This is a genomic window from Mesorhizobium sp. M9A.F.Ca.ET.002.03.1.2, from assembly GCF_003952365.1.
GTDB lineage: Bacteria > Pseudomonadota > Alphaproteobacteria > Rhizobiales > Rhizobiaceae > Mesorhizobium.
Genome location: NZ_CP034443.1, coordinates 5,850,060 through 5,867,646 on the forward strand (window position 1 = coordinate 5,850,060; position 17,587 = coordinate 5,867,646).

14 protein-coding genes are annotated in these 17,587 nt (G+C 63.8%); 7 read left to right on the forward strand and 7 right to left on the reverse strand.

Translation table 11 applies throughout. The features are described 5' to 3' along the window. Window positions 1-63: 63 nt before the first annotated feature. Both EJ066_RS28460 and EJ066_RS28465 read left to right on the forward strand, forming a co-directional pair. Window positions 64-708 (forward strand): GntR family transcriptional regulator, encoded by a 645-nt coding sequence (locus EJ066_RS28460; protein ID WP_126043227.1) that lies wholly within the window; start codon window positions 64-66, stop codon window positions 706-708. Window positions 709-732: 24 nt separating this feature from the next. Continuing rightward, window positions 733-1,506, forward strand: coding sequence for a pseudouridine synthase (locus EJ066_RS28465; RefSeq protein ID WP_126043228.1), 774 nt, complete (start codon window positions 733-735; stop codon window positions 1,504-1,506). A gap of 80 nt (window positions 1,507-1,586) precedes the next feature. Here the strand turns inward: EJ066_RS28465 and EJ066_RS28470 are convergent, their stop codons facing one another. The 3 genes from EJ066_RS28470 to EJ066_RS28480 form a co-directional block, all read right to left on the reverse strand. After that, window positions 1,587-3,317, reverse strand: coding sequence for a Na/Pi symporter (locus EJ066_RS28470; RefSeq protein WP_126043229.1), 1,731 nt, complete (start codon window positions 3,315-3,317; stop codon window positions 1,587-1,589). A 76-nt stretch (window positions 3,318-3,393) separates the two neighbouring features. Then, window positions 3,394-4,488: a phosphate ABC transporter substrate-binding protein PstS gene (gene pstS, locus EJ066_RS28475; protein ID WP_245455006.1), complete on the reverse strand. Its 1,095-nt coding sequence runs from the start codon at window positions 4,486-4,488 to the stop codon at window positions 3,394-3,396. A gap of 361 nt (window positions 4,489-4,849) precedes the next feature. Then, window positions 4,850-5,593 (reverse strand): 2OG-Fe(II) oxygenase, encoded by a 744-nt coding sequence (locus EJ066_RS28480; protein ID WP_126043230.1) that lies wholly within the window; start codon window positions 5,591-5,593, stop codon window positions 4,850-4,852. Between the two features lie 228 nt (window positions 5,594-5,821). Here EJ066_RS28480 and EJ066_RS28485 point away from each other — a divergent pair, with 228 nt between their 5' ends. Both EJ066_RS28485 and EJ066_RS28490 read left to right on the forward strand, forming a co-directional pair. Then, window positions 5,822-7,189, forward strand: coding sequence for a nodulation protein NfeD (locus tag EJ066_RS28485; RefSeq protein ID WP_126044087.1), 1,368 nt, complete (start codon window positions 5,822-5,824; stop codon window positions 7,187-7,189). Further along, a complete protein-coding gene (locus EJ066_RS28490) occupies window positions 7,186-7,947 on the forward strand; it encodes a slipin family protein (protein WP_126043231.1) in 762 nt (253 codons plus the stop codon). Before EJ066_RS28485 ends, EJ066_RS28490 begins: the two co-directional genes overlap by 4 nt. Before the next feature lie 104 nt (window positions 7,948-8,051). On the opposite strand, the gene EJ066_RS28495 is transcribed toward EJ066_RS28490, so the two are convergent. Continuing rightward, complete coding sequence (locus EJ066_RS28495) at window positions 8,052-8,981, reverse strand: LysR family transcriptional regulator (protein ID WP_126043232.1); 930 nt, start codon at window positions 8,979-8,981, stop codon at window positions 8,052-8,054. A 111-nt stretch (window positions 8,982-9,092) separates the two neighbouring features. Between EJ066_RS28495 and EJ066_RS28500 the strand changes: the two genes are divergently transcribed. Then, the gene (locus EJ066_RS28500) at window positions 9,093-10,103 is read left to right on the forward strand and encodes an NAD(P)-dependent alcohol dehydrogenase (protein WP_126043233.1); all 1,011 of its coding nucleotides are present in this window, start codon (window positions 9,093-9,095) and stop codon (window positions 10,101-10,103) included. A gap of 391 nt (window positions 10,104-10,494) precedes the next feature. Here EJ066_RS28500 and EJ066_RS28510 read toward each other — a convergent pair whose 3' ends face one another. Genes EJ066_RS28510 through EJ066_RS28520 form a run of 3 tightly spaced genes read right to left on the reverse strand, consistent with a single transcriptional unit; the run spans window position 10,495 to window position 14,272 of the window. Continuing rightward, the gene (locus tag EJ066_RS28510) at window positions 10,495-12,816 is read right to left on the reverse strand and encodes a xanthine dehydrogenase family protein molybdopterin-binding subunit (RefSeq protein WP_126043234.1); all 2,322 of its coding nucleotides are present in this window, start codon (window positions 12,814-12,816) and stop codon (window positions 10,495-10,497) included. Next, window positions 12,813-13,796, reverse strand: a complete 984-nt coding sequence (locus tag EJ066_RS28515; protein ID WP_126043235.1) for a xanthine dehydrogenase family protein subunit M — start codon at window positions 13,794-13,796, stop codon at window positions 12,813-12,815. The genes EJ066_RS28510 and EJ066_RS28515 overlap by 4 nt, the downstream gene beginning before the upstream one ends. Further along, a complete protein-coding gene (locus EJ066_RS28520) occupies window positions 13,793-14,272 on the reverse strand; it encodes a (2Fe-2S)-binding protein (protein WP_126043236.1) in 480 nt (159 codons plus the stop codon). The genes EJ066_RS28515 and EJ066_RS28520 overlap by 4 nt, the downstream gene beginning before the upstream one ends. Before the next feature lie 696 nt (window positions 14,273-14,968). Between EJ066_RS28520 and EJ066_RS28525 the strand changes: the two genes are divergently transcribed. Together EJ066_RS28525 and EJ066_RS28530 are read left to right on the forward strand one after the other, a co-directional pair. Further along, window positions 14,969-15,499, forward strand: a complete 531-nt coding sequence (locus EJ066_RS28525) for a molybdopterin-dependent oxidoreductase (RefSeq protein WP_126043237.1) — start codon at window positions 14,969-14,971, stop codon at window positions 15,497-15,499. A gap of 21 nt (window positions 15,500-15,520) precedes the next feature. After that, the gene (locus EJ066_RS28530; protein WP_245455242.1) at window positions 15,521-17,494 is read left to right on the forward strand and encodes a bifunctional diguanylate cyclase/phosphodiesterase; all 1,974 of its coding nucleotides are present in this window, start codon (window positions 15,521-15,523) and stop codon (window positions 17,492-17,494) included. Window positions 17,495-17,587: the final 93 nt, after the last annotated feature.

Genomic DNA, 17,587 nt, shown 5'->3' on the forward strand with positions numbered 1-17,587 from the left:
TTTCTGTTAGGCAAGGTTCAAGTGATAGGGAGAATCGATTTGCGTGGACTTGGCGAAGGCTTGATGCAAAAACCGCAGACCGTGGCGGAACAGGTGGCGAATGTGCTGCGCGAATCGATCGCCGACGGCAGCCTGGCGGCGGGCACGCCGCTGCGTCAGGACGACCTTGCCGAGCGCTTCGGCTTCAGCCGCATGCCGGTCCGCGACGCCCTTCGCCAGCTCGAAGCCGAGGGCATCGTTTCGATCCATCCAACCAAGGGCGCGCATGTCGCCAGGATGGACGCCGCCGAGATCCGGGAGATTTTTGCGGTCCGCGCATTGCTCGAAAGCGAAGCGCTGCGGCTCTCGGTCCCGAATCTCGCCAAGGAGAAGCTCGACGAGGCCGGCCACGTGCTCAAGCAGATCGACGCCGAACCGAATGTCGGCCGCTGGGGAACGCTGAACCGCGCCTTTCACCTGGCCCTTTACAGCGCCTGCGGCAACGCCCGATTGCTCGGCCTGATCGAAGCCCATCACAACGCGGCCGACCGCTACGTTCGCGTTCTTCTGTCCAACCTCAACTATCGCGGCCGCTCGCAGGAGGAGCACTGGGATCTATTGAATACATGCCGCCACCGCGATACCGAGGCGGCCGTTCGCCTGCTGAGAAGGCACCTCGGCGAAGGCATGGAAACGCTCGCCCAGGCCGGGCTGGCGGGGAAGTCCTGACCTTTGCCGGAACGATCGCGCAAAATGGTGACGCCACGGCCGAGCGCCGGCCGGCAACGCCCATCCTTCAACACCGCGATCAGTCCGCCGGGTGTCAGCCTTTGCCGTGCGCTGTCGAAGCTCGGCCTGTGCTCGCGCAAACAGGCGGAGGTCTTGGTCGCCGAAGGGCGCGTCCGGGTCGCCGGCAAGGTCGTGCGCAACGGCTCGATGCGCGTCGATCCCGGCCGCGACCGCATCGAGGTCGACGGCAGCCGCGTCGTCGCCGAGCGCAAGGTCTATCTGATGATCAACAAGCCGCGCGGACTGGTCACCACCCGCGATGATCCGCAGGACCGCGGCACCGTCTATGACTGCCTGGCCGGGCTCGACCTGCCCTTCGTGTCGCCGGTCGGCCGCCTCGACAAGGCCAGCGAGGGCCTGCTCCTGATGACCAACGACACGCGCTTCGCACAGCGCCTGCTCGACCCCGCCTCGCACGTCGCCAAGATCTATCACGTGCAGATCGGCGCCCTGCCCGACGAGGCCCTGCTGGCGCGGTTGCGCGCCGGCGTGACGGCCGATGGCGAGCTTTTGACGGCGCGGTCGATCGAAATCCTGCGCAGCGGCACCAGCACCACATGGCTGGAAATCACCCTCGACGAGGGCCGCAACCGCCATATCCGCCGCCTGCTCGGCGCGCATGACGTGGAAGTGCTTCGCCTCGTGCGGGTGGCGATCGGCCCCTTGCGGCTCGGCGACCTTGCCAAGGGCAAGGCACGCCACCTCTCGGCCGACGAGCTGGTGCAGTTTGCGGCCTGAGTGAAAACGCATCGCTCTCCCTTCTCCCAAGAAGGAAGGGGAGAAGGGAAGGAGCGGCGCCGACTCGGCAACTCGGGCCGTTACTCGGCCGGGACCGGGCTGAGACCGGGATCGCCCATCGACTGCGGTTTGGTCTCCTTGCGGGCCGAGGCACGGGCGAGCACGCTTTGCCGGTTGACCGATTTGCGCTCGGCATCGATGCGTTGGATCAGGATTTCCGCGCGCTCGATGGACCCGAGCAGGGCCAGGATCGTGCCGCGTTCGGCGGCGCCCGCATTCGGTCCGAGCGCCAGCGTGCGGGCGCGCAGTTCCTCGACCTCCGGGAGATTGACATGGCCGGCCGGCATCTGCGGGTCGGAGATGCCGTAAGTCGGCAAGATCTCCCGCAGCGAGACATCGAGCTTGCTCAACGCGACGTCGACGATGGCCTGCGCCGGACTGCTGAACTTCTCGCGCCGCACGCGGCGCGCCACTTGATGCATCGATTCCGTCAGCGCAGCCGTGAAATCCGCCTCCTCGATCAGGCTGGCGATCAGATCGAGCTGGTCGTAGGGCAGATCCTCCTTCATCAGATCAGCGGTGTAGGCACGGATATCGCGGCTGAGGATGTCGGTTGCGAGATAGTGCTCGCCCGGATCCGACGGCGCCTTCTTGGACGAGCGTGCGATGTCGAGGAACATGGCGCCGGCCTGGAGGTGGCGGGCCGTCTCCTGCTGAACGGCGGGAACGGCCCTGGCAAAATCGCCGGCCAGCTTGCGGTCGAGGAATCTCGGCGTCGAGAAATCCTCCGCGTCCTCGTCATCCGTATGCCCGACACGCGACAGAACCCGCTCGAACACACCGATGAACGGGAATAGCAACAATGTGTTGAAGATGTTGAAGAAGGTCGAATAGACGCCGACCGCGACCGGCACCAGGGGAAAGGTCTCCTTGCCGTCGACGATCACCGGAACGGCGGGGTCGCCGCCGAAGAACTGCATGACCCACGCCAGGATCTCGATGGAGACGAAGAACAGCGGGATGGTGATGCACACGCCGATGATGTTGAACGAGATGTGCGCGTAAGCGGTCCGCTTGGCATTCTTCGAAAGATTGAGCGAAGCCATCCACGAGGTGATCGTGGTGCCGAGATCGGCGCCGAGCGAGAAGGCGACCGCCGTTGTCCAGTCGAGAATGCCGGCGGCGCCAAGTCCCATGACAATGCCGATCGTCGCCGAGGACGAATGGATCATGGCGGTCACACCGGCGGCGATGAACACGCATTTGAGAAGGTTTAGGTAGGAATCGGCCGTCAGCGTTTGCAGCAGGGCCATGACTTCGGGCAGATTGCGAAGCGGGCGCAGGCCGCCGGTCATCAGGTTCAGGCCATAGAAAATCAGCGCGAAGCCCATGCAGGTGAGCGCTATGTTCTTGACCTTTTCGCTTTTGGCGAAGCAGTAGACCAGCGAGAACACGCCGGCCAGGATCAATCCGAGCGGACCGAGCGGCAGAGCGATCAGGCCGTTGCCGAGCGTGGTGCCGATATTGGCGCCCATGATCACGCTGATCGCCGGTCGCAAGGCGATCACGCCGGCATTGACCAGGCCGACGACCATGACGCTCATCGCCGTCGACGACTGGATGACGCCGGTGATCAGCGTTCCCGCCAGCACGCCCTTGATCGGCGTTCCCGCGGCCTTGGCGAGAAAGGCGCGCATCCGGTTGACCGAAAGCGCCTGGATGCCGTTTGCCATGAAATCCAGGCCGAGCATGAAGATGCCCAACCCGCCGATCACCGGCACGAGGATGTCCTTGAAGATATCTATGTCCATGTCACGCAGTCCCCAACAAGCCGCCACCGCGGCGCGATATGACGTTCGGTTCAGTTGCTGCGCGAAGCAGCCCGGCTCAGTTTCCGACGGACCCCTGCCTTGCCCAGTACTGTTCGATCTGGTCGACGAGCGCCTTTGGCAGCGGCACATAGCCGAGCGCGGCGGCGTCGCCCGCGCCCTGTGCGAAAGCGAGCCGGAAAAGGTCGTGCACGCGACGATAGCGATGTTCCGAGCGTCCCGAGACCTGAACGACCGCGAACACCGCCGTGCTGATCGGATAGGCGGCATCTCCGTCCCGGTCGGTCAGCGAGGCGAAGAAATCGGTCGTTTGCGCCCAGTCGATGGACGTTGCGGCAGCCTGAACGCCCTCCGGCTCCGGCTTGACGAACTTGCCGGATTTGTTCTGGATCAGGGCGTAGGAAAGGTTTGCGCGCTGGGCCTGGCCGGATTCGGCATAGGCGATCGCGCCTTTCGTGTCGTGCACGGCTCGAATGAGGTTCAGTGTGCCTTCCGCGTCAGTGCCGAGCGGCCACGAGATCAGCGTATCGGCGCCGTATTTGGCCTTCCACTCCTCGCTGGCCGCCGACAGATACTGCGTGAAGACAAAGGTCGAGCCGGAGCCATCCTTGCGGTGAAGGACGCTGATCCTGAGATCGGGGAGCGTCAGATCCGGATTCACCGCCTTGATCGCGGGATCGGACCATGACTGGATCTTGCCCAGATAGATGTCGGCGAGAAGCGGCCCCGTCAGGCGAAGACTGCCCGGGCCAATGCCGTCGAGATTGATGACGACGGCGATGGCGCCCATCACGATCGGAAACTGCTGGCGGCCGGCTTTCCTGAGTTCGTCGGTGTTGATCGGCGCATCCGTCGCGGCAAAGTCCATGTCCGGCTGATCGAGACGCAGGACGCCGGCGAGCGAGCCGACGATTTCATAGTCAACCTTCCAATCGGGCGAAACATAGTCGCCGCCATCGGCGCGTGCGTTCTCGTAGGCCGCTGCCCATTTGCCGATGATCGGGGCGGCCAGTGTCGATCCGGCGCCGCGAATGGGCTCGGCCTGCGCAGCGGCCCCGATCACCAGGGCAACAGCAAGCGTGATGGCGCCGCCCGATCCCGTTATCTTCGCCCATGCACCCCGCAGTGAAGCAAAGCCGGCTGAAAGCATCATGACGATCCCCCACTATACTGCGCAAACAGGTAGCTACTTTTCAGCCTTGGCAGATATCAACAGTCATCCGTCCGGCGAACGAACGCCGGCCGAGAAACAACATCGCTGATCGTATGAACTTTGGTTAACGATTGGATGACAAGATCTTGTGGGGGCGACTCTTTGTATTCGAATCTTTCCAACCGCCGCACTTACCCTGGAGAATCGTTTGGCAAGCCCGCGCTTCGTGCGTGATCGGCGCGTTGCAGCCCGGCGATCTTGCCAAGGCAAGGCACACCATCCCAGCGCCGATGAATGGTCAGCGTTTCAGGCCTGAGCAGCCAGCCGCCTCTACGCAGCCCCTGCGAAGTCCACGACAATCTTACTTCGCGTCGTGGAAGATGATGCCGACGGTGTGGCGCATGCCGGAGCGAAGCCGACTGACGCCGTGCCTGAGATTGACCCGGTAATTGCCCCTTGCGCCCTGGACCGGGCGATTGTGGACCGCGAAAGCAACCGCGTCGCCAAGGCCGAGCGGCACCACCTCGGCGCGGCTCTGCATACGCGGACGCTGCTCGGTCAGCACGAACTCGCCGCCGGTGAAATCCTTATCCGGTTCGGACAGCAGGATCGCCACCTGCAGCGGGAAGGCAAGATCGCCGTAGAGATCCTGATGCAGGCAGTTGAAGTCGCCGGGACCATATTGCAGCAGCAGCGGCGTCGGCCGCGTCTGGCCCTGGTCGTGGCATTGCTTGAGGAACGCCGCGTGTTCGTCCGGGTAGCGCTGGGCAAGCCCCAAGCGCTCGTTCCAGTCGTTGGCGACCGCGGCGAGGCGCGGATAGAGCGCGGTACGCAGGCCGCCGATCAGCTCCGGCAAGGGATAGCTGAAGTAACGATACTCGCCCTTGCCGAAGCCGTGCCGCGCCATATGGACATGGCTGCGGAAATGGCTTTCGTCCGGATAGAGCGTCGCGATCTGCCTGCACTCCTGCGGCGTCAGCAGCTTTTCCATCACCGCGCAGCCATAGCCGCTCATCTCCCCGGCCAACGCCTGCCAATCATATCCGGCGACGCGCGCCCGTGCCGATCGGACCGCTGCTTTCGAACCTATCGAATGGATGGTCATGGCTTTGCCTCCTCCGGCTTCGCGGGCTCCTGCCATAAGATGGGTGAGAAACGGGTGCAAACCACCCGTTTCCTGCCAATCGGGTTGCGAAGCTGCCGATCTCGCCATTGCGCCGCTGCGCGCGACGCATCATGGATTTCGGCAAAATCGAGCCCATATCCCTAGTATGGAGCTTTGAGCGTGAAACTCGCGCATGCAGCCCTGCTTGCGGCGGCTTTCGTGGCCGTCATGGTCGTTTGCCCTTCTTTCCTAGCCGGAGAAGCGAGCGGCCAGGACAGGATTGCGCTGCGCGTCGAGATAGACGGCGCCATCGGTCCGGCGAGCGCCAGGCAGTTCAATGAAGCGCTGGCGGTCGCCACGGAGCGAAACGCCGAGGTTCTCATCCTGCAGATGAACACGCCCGGCGGGTTGGCCACCTCGATGCGCGAGATGATCGCCGACATCCTCGCCTCGCCGGTGCCCGTCATCGGCCATGTCGCGCCCGCCGGCGGGCATGCGGCAAGCGCCGGAACCTACATCCTCTACGCGACCCATGTGGCGGCGATGGCGCCCGGCACCAATCTGGGTGCGGCAACGCCCGTCGAGCTTGGCGGACCGCTGCCATCCTTTCCCGGCGACGGCGACGACAAGAACGACGGCACAGGCTCAGAGGCGGGCAAGGACGAGAAGAACGCCACCGGACCGCCGCCGGGCGATGCGATGACGGCCAAGGCGACGAACGACGCGGTTGCCTTGATCCGCAGCCTGGCTGAACTGCGCGGGCGCAATGCCGATTGGGGTGAAAAGGCCGTGCGCGAGGCGGCCAGCCTGTCGGCCAATGCGGCGCTGCGGGAGCATGTCGTCGATTTCGTCGCCCGCGACACGACCGAACTGCTTCGGCTGGCCGACGGCCGGACGGTGGAAGTGGCCGGCAGGAAAGAGGTGTTGGCGACGAAAGGGCTGCCGGTCGAAACGCTGGAGCCCGGCTGGCTCATCCGGCTTCTCGCCGTCATCACGGATCCCAACATCGCCGTCATCCTGATGCTGATCGGCGTCTATGGTCTCGTCTTCGAGTTCACGAGCCCGGGCGCGGTCGCGCCCGGTGTGATCGGCACGATCTGCCTCTTGCTCGGGCTCTATGCGCTCAATTTCCTGCCGATCAACTATGCCGGCCTTGCCTTGATGCTGCTTGGCATCATCTTCCTGGTCGTCGAGGCCTTCAACCCCACCGTGGTCCTTGGGCTGGGAGGCGTGACTGCGTTTCTGCTGGGCGCTGCCATGCTGCTCAAGACCGAGGGGCCCGGCTTCGAGATGTCATGGACCGTCATGGGCATCGCCGCCGCCCTGACGCTTGGCCTGGCGCTCCTGACCGGCAGCTATCTCTGGGCCGCGCGCAGGAACGCTCCGCGTGTTGGCGCACAGGCCATGCAGGGGTTGCCGGCCAAGGTCCTCGACTGGGAGGGCAGCGAGGGCCACGTGCTTGCCCGGGGCGAGCGCTGGCGGGCAAAAGCCGACGAACCGCTTGCATTGGGCGACAGCGTCGAGGTGACCGATGTCAGGGATCTCGTGCTGACGATACGGCGCCGCGATGCGCGAAGCAAAGGAGCAAGGCAATGATCACCGCGTATGTGGCCTATCTGGTACTCGCGCTTGTCGTGCTCATGTTCCTTGCCGCGGCCATTCGCATCCTGCGGGAATATCAGCGTGGCGTCGTCTTCACGCTCGGCCGCTTCACCGGGGTCAAGGGGCCTGGCCTGATCATCCTCATCCCCTTCGTGCAGCAGATGGTGAAGGTCGATCTGCGGGTGGTGGTCCAGGACGTGCCGCCGCAGGACGTGATCTCGCGTGACAACGTCTCGGTGAAGGTCAACGCGGTGCTGTATTTTCGCATCGTCGATGCCGAGCGGGCGGTCATCCAGGTCGAGGACTTCATGGCCGCGACCAACCAGCTGGCACAGACCACGTTGCGCTCGGTGCTCGGCAAGCATGAGCTCGATGAAATGCTGGCCGAACGTGACAGGCTCAACAGCGACATCCAGGAGATCCTCGATCAGCGAACCGATGCCTGGGGCATCAAGGTCTCCGATGTCGAGATCAAGCATGTCGACCTCAACGAGAACATGATCCGCGCCATCGCCAAGCAGGCCGAGGCCGAACGGCTGCGGCGCGCGAAGGTGATCAACGCCGACGGCGAACAGCAGGCGGCGGCAAAACTCGTCGAGGCCGGCAAGATGCTGGCCGAGGAACCGCAGGCCATGCAGCTGCGCTACTTCGAGGCTCTCCATGACATCGCCGGTGAGCGCTCGTCGACAGTCGTGTTCCCGCTGCCGGTGGATCTGCTCAGCCAGTTCCTGAAACAGCAGGCTGGGAAGTGAGGGCGCCCTTTGCGATTGGCGAAAGCAGAGACGACATCCCCCCTCATCCCCGCCTTCGCTAATCGCCAATGTGCAGGGGAGTGCCATCGGCAGCTTTCCACCCCTCAGCTACGCCACGGCGGGACGGGTGCAAAGCGTTTGCCGATCCAGTCGGCGAAGGCGCGTGTCTTGGCCGCTTGCCCCTTGGCCGAAGGTGTAACGACATAGACAGCGCCCTCGTCGGCAAGCGTCCAATCTTCGAGCACTGGCACCAGTCGGCCGTCGGCGAGTTCGCGTCCGACCAGCCAATCCGTGCTCATCATCAGTCCGACGCCCTGCACGGCGGCTTCGACCAGCACCTCGGCATCGTCGGTGACCAGCGGCCCCGAGACGTCGATATGGACGCGTCTGCCCGTGCCGTCGGTCATCTCCCAGGTCGGAAAGGTCTGGAAGCCCGAGAAGCCGAGGCAGCTATGCTCCAGAAGTGCCTCCGGCGTAGACGGCGTGCCCCGGCGGGCGAGGTAGGACGGCGCGGCGCACAGCAGCCGCCGCCGTGTCGCGATCTTGCGCGCCACCAGCCGCGAGTCCTCCAGCGCGCCGAGACGGATGGCGACATCGAAATTCTCGGCGACGAGATCGACGAAGCGATTGGAGAACTCGGCTTCGATGTGGACGTCTGGAAATTCAGCGAGAAATTGCGGCAGCAGCGGGCCGATCCACATGCGCCCAAACGAGCCGGGCAGAGCCAGCCGCAGCACCCCGCGCGGCCTGCCGCCTGAATGCGCCGATGCGGCAGCCTCGGCTTCGTCGATCGCGGCAAGGATGGCGCGGACGCGGATGAGAAAGTCCGATCCCGCCTCGGTCAGCGACACGCTGCGCGTTGTCCGGTGCAGCAGCCGCACGCCCAGCCGCTCCTCTAACGAGGCAAGACGACGCGACAGGATTGTCGCGTCGCGGCCGATGCGAGCCGCCGCCTTGGTGAAGGAACGTGCGTCGGCGATCGCCGCGAAGGCGGCCATTTCGGCCAGTGCCGCCGGTTCGTTCAATTGCTGCATAAGACGCAGGTCTCAAATGCGGAAATCAAGGATTATGCACCAATAGCGCAGCAGCTAGTTTCGCTCAATCCCATCTTGGCCCGTCAATCGGCCCAGCAACCGGAGTGAGACATGAAAGCCATTGAACTGACTGCCCCCAGACTGGACGCCTTTCGCGCGGCCACCGTTGCCACACCTGAACCGCAGCGCGGCGAAGTGCTGATCCGCCTGCGCGCGGCAAGCCTGAATTTCGTCGACGTGGCGGTGGCGAGCGGCAACTACCCAGGTCCGAGCTTTCCGCTCATACCGGTCGTCGACGGCGCCGGTGAGATCGTCGGCATAGGCGAGGGTGTGTCGAGGCTTGCAGTCAATGACCGCGTCATGGCTCATGCAAAGCCGCACTGGATCGGCGGCCGCCCGCGGCCGTACGAGACCAGCGAGATGCGCGGCGTGACGCTGCCCGGATCACTCGCCGAATATGTGGCACTGCCGGCCAACGCCGTCGTACCGATGCCGGCGCACCTGTCCTTCGAGGCGGCGGCGACGCTGCCCATCGCCGGGACCACCGCGTGGAATGCGATCCGCGCCGCCGATGCCGGGCCCGGGTCGGTCGTCGTCCTGCTCGGCACCGGCGGTGTCTCGATATTGACCCTGCAGCTGGCCAAGGCAGCCGGCGCCACCGTCATCATCACCTCGTCGTCGGACGAAAAGCTGGCGCGCGCCAAGGCCTTGGGCGCCGACCACCTGATCAACTACAGCATGACGCCTGACTGGGATGCCAAGGTGCTCGAGCTGACCAATGGCCTCGGCGCCGACCTTATCGTAGAGACCGGCGGTTCGGCCACTTTCGCCCGCTCCATCAATGCCGCGGCACCGGGCGGCACGGTGTTCGTCATCGGCTTCGTCACCGGCGCAGAGGCCACCGCAAACCTGTTTCCGATCATCATCAAGGCGCTCAAACTGGTGGGCAACAACACCGGTTCGGTGTCCGATCTGCGCGATGCCGCGCGCGCCATCGGCACCAGCCGTATCGATCCGGTCATCGACACGGTCTACAGCGAGGAGCAAGCGACCGAAGCCTACACGCATATGGCAGCCGGGGGCCGGCATTTCGGCAAGCTTGCGCTTACGTTGACATGGTGAGCCTGGAAAAGGCGGAGCGCGGTTTCATTCCAGCTCGGTTCCTCTCCCCCGCTTCGCGGTGGAGAAGTGAGTTAGCTATTTCGTATAGTCAGGCCCAAAACGTGTCGGCAGGCCGTCAGCGAGTTTCAACCAGAGCATGGCCTTGGCGCCATCCGATTGTCGCTTCGCTTTTATGAGTCCGCAGCTTCGCTCCTCAGGCTGGCGGGACAGCACCCCCTCTGTCCTGCCGGACATCTCCCCCTCAAGGGGGGAGATTATCGCTCAACCGCTTTCGCCAACCACAAGCGATGGAGAGCTGGCGGAGCGCCGAAGCTGCCAATCTCCCCCCTTGAGGGGGAGATGTCCGGCAGGACAGAGGGGGGTGCTTCGCACGACCCTCCCCCTTTAGCAGCTAGATCAGCTTCTCCAGCGTGATCGGCAGGTCCCTTACCCTTTTTCCGGTGGCGTGGAACACCGCATTGGCAATTGCCGGCGCCACGCCGACGATGCCCAACTCTCCCACCCCCTTGCCGCCGAGCACGGAGGAATGCAGGTCGGGGATGCCGACCGAGATCACCTCGATGTCGGGAATGTCGGCATTGGTCGCGATGAGATAGTCGGCCAGGTTGTTGTTGACGATGCGGCCGTGGCGGCGGTCGACGATGCCTTCCTCCAGCAGCGCCTGGCCGATGCCCATGATGATGCCGCCCTTCCACTGGCTTTCGGCGAGCTTGGGATTGTAGAGCCGGCCCGAATCCAGCGCCGACACCACGCGCGACACGCGAACCGTGCCAAAGTCCTCGTCGACGCGCACCTCGATGAAATGCGCGCACCAGCTGTGGCGGGAATAGTCGCCCTCGGTATGGGATAGTGCCGTCGCGATGGTCGTGTAGTTCTTGTAGCGATCCTCGACTGTGGAGTTGGCCGGCATGGTGTCGCCCATCGCCTCGATCCGGTCGCGCCCGACGCTGCCGAGCAGTTCGGCGATGGAGACCTCCGGACCGTCGCCGCGCGGTGGCCTTATGCGGCCGTTGGCGACGACCAGCGTGTTGGCTTGCAGCGCATGGAACGGCGAATTTGGATCGCTGATCGCCAGCCCGACCAGCTGGTCGAGCGCCGCACTTGCCGCCTTGTGCACGGCGCCGGTCATCACGCCGGCCAGCCGTGACCCGCCGGTGACGCCGGCGCGGGGATAGCGGGAGTCACCCAGCTTCACCACGACGTTTTCAGCCGGCACGCCCACCACTTCGCCGGCGGTCTGCGCCAGGATCGTATAGGTGCCCTGCCCCATGTCGATCGACGAGCTTTCGACCTCGACCGAGCCGTCGGCGAGAATGCGCACGACAGCTTCGCCATAGGCGCGCCGCACCGGATAGGTGCCGGCGGCAACGCCCCAGCCGATCAGCTGGTTGCCATCGCGCATCGCGCGCGGCTGAAGGCTGCGCTTCGACCAGCCGAAGGCCTCGGCGCCGGCCGCGAAGGCCTCGCGCAGCTGTCGTGTCGACCACGGCTTTCTCACCTCCGGATCCTGTTCGGCGTAGTTCCTGAGCCGGATTTCCAGCGGATCGATGCCGACCTCGTAGGCGAGTTCGTCGATCGCGCTTTCGATGCCAAAGGCGCTCGGGTTCTCGCCGGGCGCTCGCAACGCCCCCGGCACCACCGTATTCACCCGCACGACATTTTGCCGCGACGAGAAATTCGGCGTCGCATACATGATCGAGGTGACCGAGCCGAGCGGCTCGACCCACATGCCGTCGACCGAGGTCTCGTTGACGCCGCGGTGCACGATCGACTGGATCCGTCCCTCGGCGTCGGCGCCGAGCGCCACCGTCTGGCGCGTCGCCGCCCGTCCGCCATAGGCGGTGAAGGTCTGCGGCCTCGTGACCGCGAGCTTCACCGGTCGGCCGAGCATCTTCGCGGCCATCGCCGCCACCGCGCCGTAGCCGTACGCGAACGCCTTGGAGCCGAAACCGCCGCCGATATAGGGCGAGACCAGGCGCACATTCTCGAACGGCACGCCGAACCATTCGGCATAGGTCCGCGCCATGCCGTCGAGCCATTGGCTGGGCTCCCACACCGTCAGCCGGTCGCCTTGCCAGCGTGCGATCAGGCCATGCGGTTCCATCGGCGCCTGGTATTCACGCGGCGTGTTGTAGGCGGCGCAAATCCTGACCGGGGCGGCGGCGAAAGCCGCTTGCGCATCGCCCCACTCCTTGGTCATCGTGTCGATCGCAATGCCGTCGCCGGCCTTGGCGTCGCTAAGGTCGACGATGGCCGGCGTCTCGTCATAGGCGACCTTGACCAGTGCCGCGGCCGCGACGGCCTGCTCGAAACTCTCGGCAACCACCGCCGCGACGTGCTGGCCGCTGAAGGTGATGTCGCGCGCCAGCGGGCAATAGGGAACATCCGGCGGCGGCGTGCCCAGCCAGTCCGTCGCGGTGTTGAGGCGCAACACGTTGTCCGGCGTCAGCACCAGCAACACGCCGGGTGCTGCCTCGGCGGCGGCCGTGTCGATCGAACGCACCCGGCCGGCGGCGATCGTACTCTCGACGAGAACGGCGTGGCTCAGCCCGTCGAGCTGCTGCTCGACAGCGTATTTTGCAGCACCGGTGATCTTGGCCGGCCCGTCGACGCGCGACAGCCGCCCGCCCACCGCCTCCGCCAGGACAGCGCCGTCGGAAGCGTCGCCCCTTTTCGAATCGCCATGTCGGGTTCTGATCTCGTGAACGGTCATGCCGTCTCTCCCATTTTGAGGATGGCGCGGGCGACGACGCGCGGCGCCAGTTCGATCTTGTAGTGGTTGGCGCCGTGGTCGACGGCGCTCTCGACGGCGAGCAGGCTGGCGTGCCTGACCGTGTCCGGCTCCAGCACCTTGCCCTTCAGCGCCTCTTCCACGGCGCGTGCGCGCCACGGCTTGGTGGCGACGCCGCCAAGCGCCACGCGCAGGTCGCGGATCGTCCTTGCGTCGTCCTCGAACTCGATGCCGACAGCGGCACTTGCGGCGGCGAACTCATAGGACTGTCGGTCGCGGACTTTCAGATAGGTCGAACGCCGGGCTGCTTCGGAGCCCGGAATGCTGATCGCGGTGATCACCTCGCCCGGCTCGATCGCATGCTCGCGCTCAGGCGTGGCGCCCGGCAGGAGAAAAAAATCGTCGACCGCGACCTGACGGTCACCGAGATGGACCACCGCATCGAAGGCGACCAGCGCCGTCGCCAGATCGCCCGGATAGGTGGCGATGCAGCTATCGCTGGTGCCCAGCACCGCATGGCCGCGGGTGACACCGCCGATCGCCGAGCAGCCGCTGCCGGGCGAGCGCTTGTTGCAGGCGGGGAAATTCGCCGGATCGCGGAAATACGGGCAGCGCGTGCGCTGCATCAGATTGCCGCCGATGGTCGCCATGTTGCGGAGCTGCGCCGAGGCCGCTTGCCACAGCGCTTCCGAGACGGCGGGGAACCGTCTTTTTATCTCGGCATGGTCGGCGATGCTGCTCATCCTTGCCAGCGCGCCGATCGTGGCGCCCCGGTCGTCGACCGTGATTGCGTCCAGTCCCTCGAAGTGGGTGATGTCGACTACCGTGTCGGGTTCGGCGACGCCGCATTTGGCGAGATCGATGAGTGTCGTGCCGCCGGCGAGCAGCATGGCGCCCGGCAGCGCCGCCGCCTGGCGTGCCGCATCGATGGAATTGGCGCGCAGATACGAAAAGTCCCTCATGACGCAACCTCCGTAGCTGCCTGGCGCACGGCGGCAACGATGTGCGGATAGGCGCCGCAGCGGCAGAGATTGCCGGCCATGTATTCGCGGATCTCGTCGTCCGTGCCGGCATGGCCCTCGCGGATGCAGGCGACGGCCGACATGATCTGGCCCGGCGTGCAATAACCGCACTGGAAGGCATCCTGTTCGAGGAAAGCGGCCTGCACCGCGTGCAGCGTGCCGTCGCCCTCGGCAAGCCCTTCGATGGTGGTGATCGACCGGCCGGCGGCCTGGGCGGCGAGCGTCAGGCAGGCCAGCACGCGCTGGCCGTCGACATGCACGGTGCAGGCGCCGCATTGACCCTGATCACAACCCTTCTTGGTGCCGGTCAGGCCGAGATGGTCGCGCAAGGCGTCGAGCAGCGTGACACGCGGCTCGACCTGCAGTTCATGGCGATGTCCGTTGATGGTGAGATGGATGGGGGTTTTGCTTGTCATAGCGTCTGGCTCCAGTTGCTTGACGCGGAGGGGGAATGATCTGATACCCGGCCGGCGAGCGGCAAGGTCACCAGATGGCTAGGTCTGAAAGGGCGAAAGCGGGGTGACGGCCGATCTCTCCCGCAAGGGGGGAGATTGGCAGTTCCGCCGACACCGCCACTCTCCAGCGGACAGGGAAAGTCTTGGCCTGCAGGCTCTCAACGCGTGACATACCGGTTCCCCTGATTATATGATAAAGGTGCTCCACTAAAACGGAGGTGCCTCCGTTTATTACGTGGGGGCTGACCAGGCGCGGTTCAAGCCCTGTATTCGCAGTGGGAGAAAAAATTGGCTTCGCAGCCGCCCCGCCGCGCTTTGAGACGAACCCGCAAAGCCGCTGCGCGCGCATCGTTAAACGGAAGCGACAACGCCTAAATCGGCTGCACGTTCGACACCAGAACGTCGGCGGAGCCGAATTCGTTCGGCAATTCACTGTGGCTGGAAATTCTCGTCCGCTACCGGTTTGAAACCATCTGACCTTCCGCGGCCTCAAGAACCAGCGCCAGAATAGCGGTTCCGCCCGCCTGAACAAAAGCTAACGGAAAAATTAGACATTGATGGCACTGTGACCAGTCTGCGCACTGTAACCAGTCTGTCCGAAAATGGAGCTCAGGCAATGGCTGGATACAGGCCTATCGAGAAGGAAAGGATTGCTGCATGTCATCCTTGCTCAACACAGGACTTTTGCCGCTTAGGCGCAGTCTGATCATGCTGGCAGTTTTGGCGCTTGGCATTCTGCCGGCGAGGGCGTTGGAGCCCGCTGATCTCCCGGAGCCGCCAGACACGGTGGCCTTCAATGTTCAGAGGGACGGCAAGTCAATTCCAGTCACGTTGCGACAGCTGGAAAAGCTCGGTCTCTACAGGGTCACCACCCCAAGTCCATTTGAAAAGGGGCAGCTTACATTTGAAGGCGTTCTGTTCCGCGATATGCTCAAGCTCTTTGGACTGGAAGACAAGGATTCCGTGACTCTGCGGGCGGTGGACGACTACGTGCAGATAATTCCACAGGAAGATTGGACGGAAGGTCCTCTCCTGCTTGCCACCCGCCAGGACGGAAAGTTGCTGACCCGGCGCACGCAGGGTCCGACCCGGCTGGTCTATCCGCTCAATGACCATCCTGCCTTCGATACGCCAATCCGCAAACCACGATGGGTCTGGCTGATCAAGACGCTCGAGCCCGGCGACTAATCGAGATCCGGCGTGGCTCGCATGGTACGGTTTGGACCGAAAGGCTGGCGCGTTCCGCTCACCTACGGGACCGCGATTGCGGCTGCGGTAGCCTGCTCGGCCGTCTTGATCATCGTATTGTTTCTCAGCCTCAGCAAGATTGAATCGTCGCTGCCCCGGTTCGGCTTCTTCGCCATCCGCGAATTCCACATTGCCATACGCGATGTAACCCACCTCCGGGACATGACTTCGCTCGCCCAGGCCGCCCCCGGGTCCGCGGACAGCCTCGCGCAGTTATCGACGGCCAACGACCTGGTCTACATTCGTTTCAAGCGGATCGACGGCACCGGGACAACGAGCGAAATTCCCGCCTATGCAGGCATCGTGCCGCGTGTCGTCGACGCGGTGACACGGCTTGATGCCATGATTGCGGCCGGGCTGCCTCTCGACGAAAAGAGCCTGAAGGAAATGGGGTTGGAACTCGAGCATCTCGTCGAGAGGATGAATGACGAATATTATAAATATGGAGATGAGGTCAACGTAGATCTCTATTCGACAGAAAAAAGCCTGAATAGATTCAACTACCAGATCGCATTCGTCCTGGCGGTCTTGTCGCTGCTGGCGATCGGAACTGCCGTATTGCTCATCGGTCGTCGGGAAACGATAAAGAAACTGGAATTTCTGGCCTGGCGCGACGCGACGACGGAATTGAAGAATCGTGCCTGGATGTCAGCCAACAGGGACTTGATGCTGGACCGGGCACGGCTGGCCGGCAAGCAGCTCCGGCTTTTCCTGATAGATCTGGATCATTTCAAGAGCGTGAACGATACGTTCGGTCATCACATCGGTGATCTGCTGCTGAAAGCCGTGGCCGAAGTCCTGCAATCGGTCGAACGGCCGGGCGAAGTGGTCGCTGTCCGTTTGGGCGGAGACGAGTTTGCCATCATGGCGATCGGGGACCGGCACGCCGCAGCGGATGCTCTCGGAGATCGGCTTCGGGAGCGATTGAACCGGTTTGCCGAACTCGAAGGCCATCACGTGCGCATGGGAGCCAGTATCGGCATGGCATGTTTTCCCGAGCATGGTTCGGATATTTCCACCCTGTTGCGCAACGCAGACAGCGCTCTTTATGCCGCCAAAGCGGAAGGACGCTCTGGCTTCGTCACGTTTTCGCCTGCGATCCTCAGTCGGTTCGACATGCAGCTTGGCGAGGAAGCCGGCATCAAGCGGGCACTCAACTGCGACGAGTTCTTCCTGGTTTGGCAACCGCAATTCGAGCTGGCGACCGGCCGCATGACCGGCGCCGAGGCGCTTGTGCGTTGGCGCGACCCCGCTGCGGCAGCGATTCGTTTGCCGGTGTCGTTCATTCCAACTGCCGAACGAAGCGACCTGATACTGGAAATCGACAAGGTTGTGTTGAGCAAGGCGTGCCTGCAGGCAGCTCGATGGGTGCCTTTTTCCGCCGATGATTTCGTTTGCTCGGTCAATCTTTCGGGCAAAAGCCTTCAAAACGATGCATACTTCGCCCACCTCCTTCTGGTGTTGCGACAGACCGGACTGCCGCCGTCACGCCTGCAACTGGAAATAACGGAAGGGGTATTTATCCAGAACAGCCGAAACGCCTTGAACGCCCTGGCGGAAATTCGAAATATCGGGGTCGGCCTGGCACTCGACGATTTCGGATCCGGCTATTCAAGTTTCGGCTACCTTGCCGATTTCAATCTGGATCAATTGAAGATCGACCGATCGTTCTTGAGCGGTCTGGAATCGTCGAAGAAGAAGCAGAACATCGTTCGAGGCATTATCGCGCTGGCCAATTCCCTCGGTTTGACCGTTGTGGCGGAGGGCGTGGAAAACGAAACGCAGCTTGATTTTCTGATCGCCGAGCGATGTCACAGCGCTCAAGGGTTTTTCATGTCACAGCCCATCGAAGAAAATCTGCTGACGGACCATCTGATCGCCAGGCAAGGCCGGATGAAGGATACGGACAGGTTCAAGCTGAGCCTTTCTGCCTAGCCGGTGTCCGGCCATGGCATTTTGCCGATCTGCATTGGCAGCCGGTCGCGGCCGGGGGCAGGCTTGCGGGCCCGAAGCACATGACATACTCGA

Bases quoted from the DNA above. Each gene is read 5' to 3' on its own strand.
- EJ066_RS28460 (WP_126043227.1), top strand. From the start codon at position 64: ATGCAAAAACCGCAGACCGTGGCGGAACAGGTGGCGAATGTGCTGCGC.
- EJ066_RS28465 (WP_126043228.1), top strand. From the start codon at position 733: ATGGTGACGCCACGGCCGAGCGCCGGCCGGCAACGCCCATCCTTCAAC.
- EJ066_RS28470 (WP_126043229.1), bottom strand. From the start codon at position 3,317: ATGGACATAGATATCTTCAAGGACATCCTCGTGCCGGTGATCGGCGGG.
- pstS (WP_245455006.1), bottom strand. From the start codon at position 4,488: ATGATGCTTTCAGCCGGCTTTGCTTCACTGCGGGGTGCATGGGCGAAG.
- EJ066_RS28480 (WP_126043230.1), bottom strand. From the start codon at position 5,593: ATGACCATCCATTCGATAGGTTCGAAAGCAGCGGTCCGATCGGCACGG.
- EJ066_RS28485 (WP_126044087.1), top strand. From the start codon at position 5,822: ATGGTCGTTTGCCCTTCTTTCCTAGCCGGAGAAGCGAGCGGCCAGGAC.
- EJ066_RS28490 (WP_126043231.1), top strand. From the start codon at position 7,186: ATGATCACCGCGTATGTGGCCTATCTGGTACTCGCGCTTGTCGTGCTC.
- EJ066_RS28495 (WP_126043232.1), bottom strand. From the start codon at position 8,981: ATGCAGCAATTGAACGAACCGGCGGCACTGGCCGAAATGGCCGCCTTC.
- EJ066_RS28500 (WP_126043233.1), top strand. From the start codon at position 9,093: ATGAAAGCCATTGAACTGACTGCCCCCAGACTGGACGCCTTTCGCGCG.
- EJ066_RS28510 (WP_126043234.1), bottom strand. From the start codon at position 12,816: ATGACCGTTCACGAGATCAGAACCCGACATGGCGATTCGAAAAGGGGC.
- EJ066_RS28515 (WP_126043235.1), bottom strand. From the start codon at position 13,796: ATGAGGGACTTTTCGTATCTGCGCGCCAATTCCATCGATGCGGCACGC.
- EJ066_RS28520 (WP_126043236.1), bottom strand. From the start codon at position 14,272: ATGACAAGCAAAACCCCCATCCATCTCACCATCAACGGACATCGCCAT.
- EJ066_RS28525 (WP_126043237.1), top strand. From the start codon at position 14,969: ATGTCATCCTTGCTCAACACAGGACTTTTGCCGCTTAGGCGCAGTCTG.
- EJ066_RS28530 (WP_245455242.1), top strand. From the start codon at position 15,521: ATGGTACGGTTTGGACCGAAAGGCTGGCGCGTTCCGCTCACCTACGGG.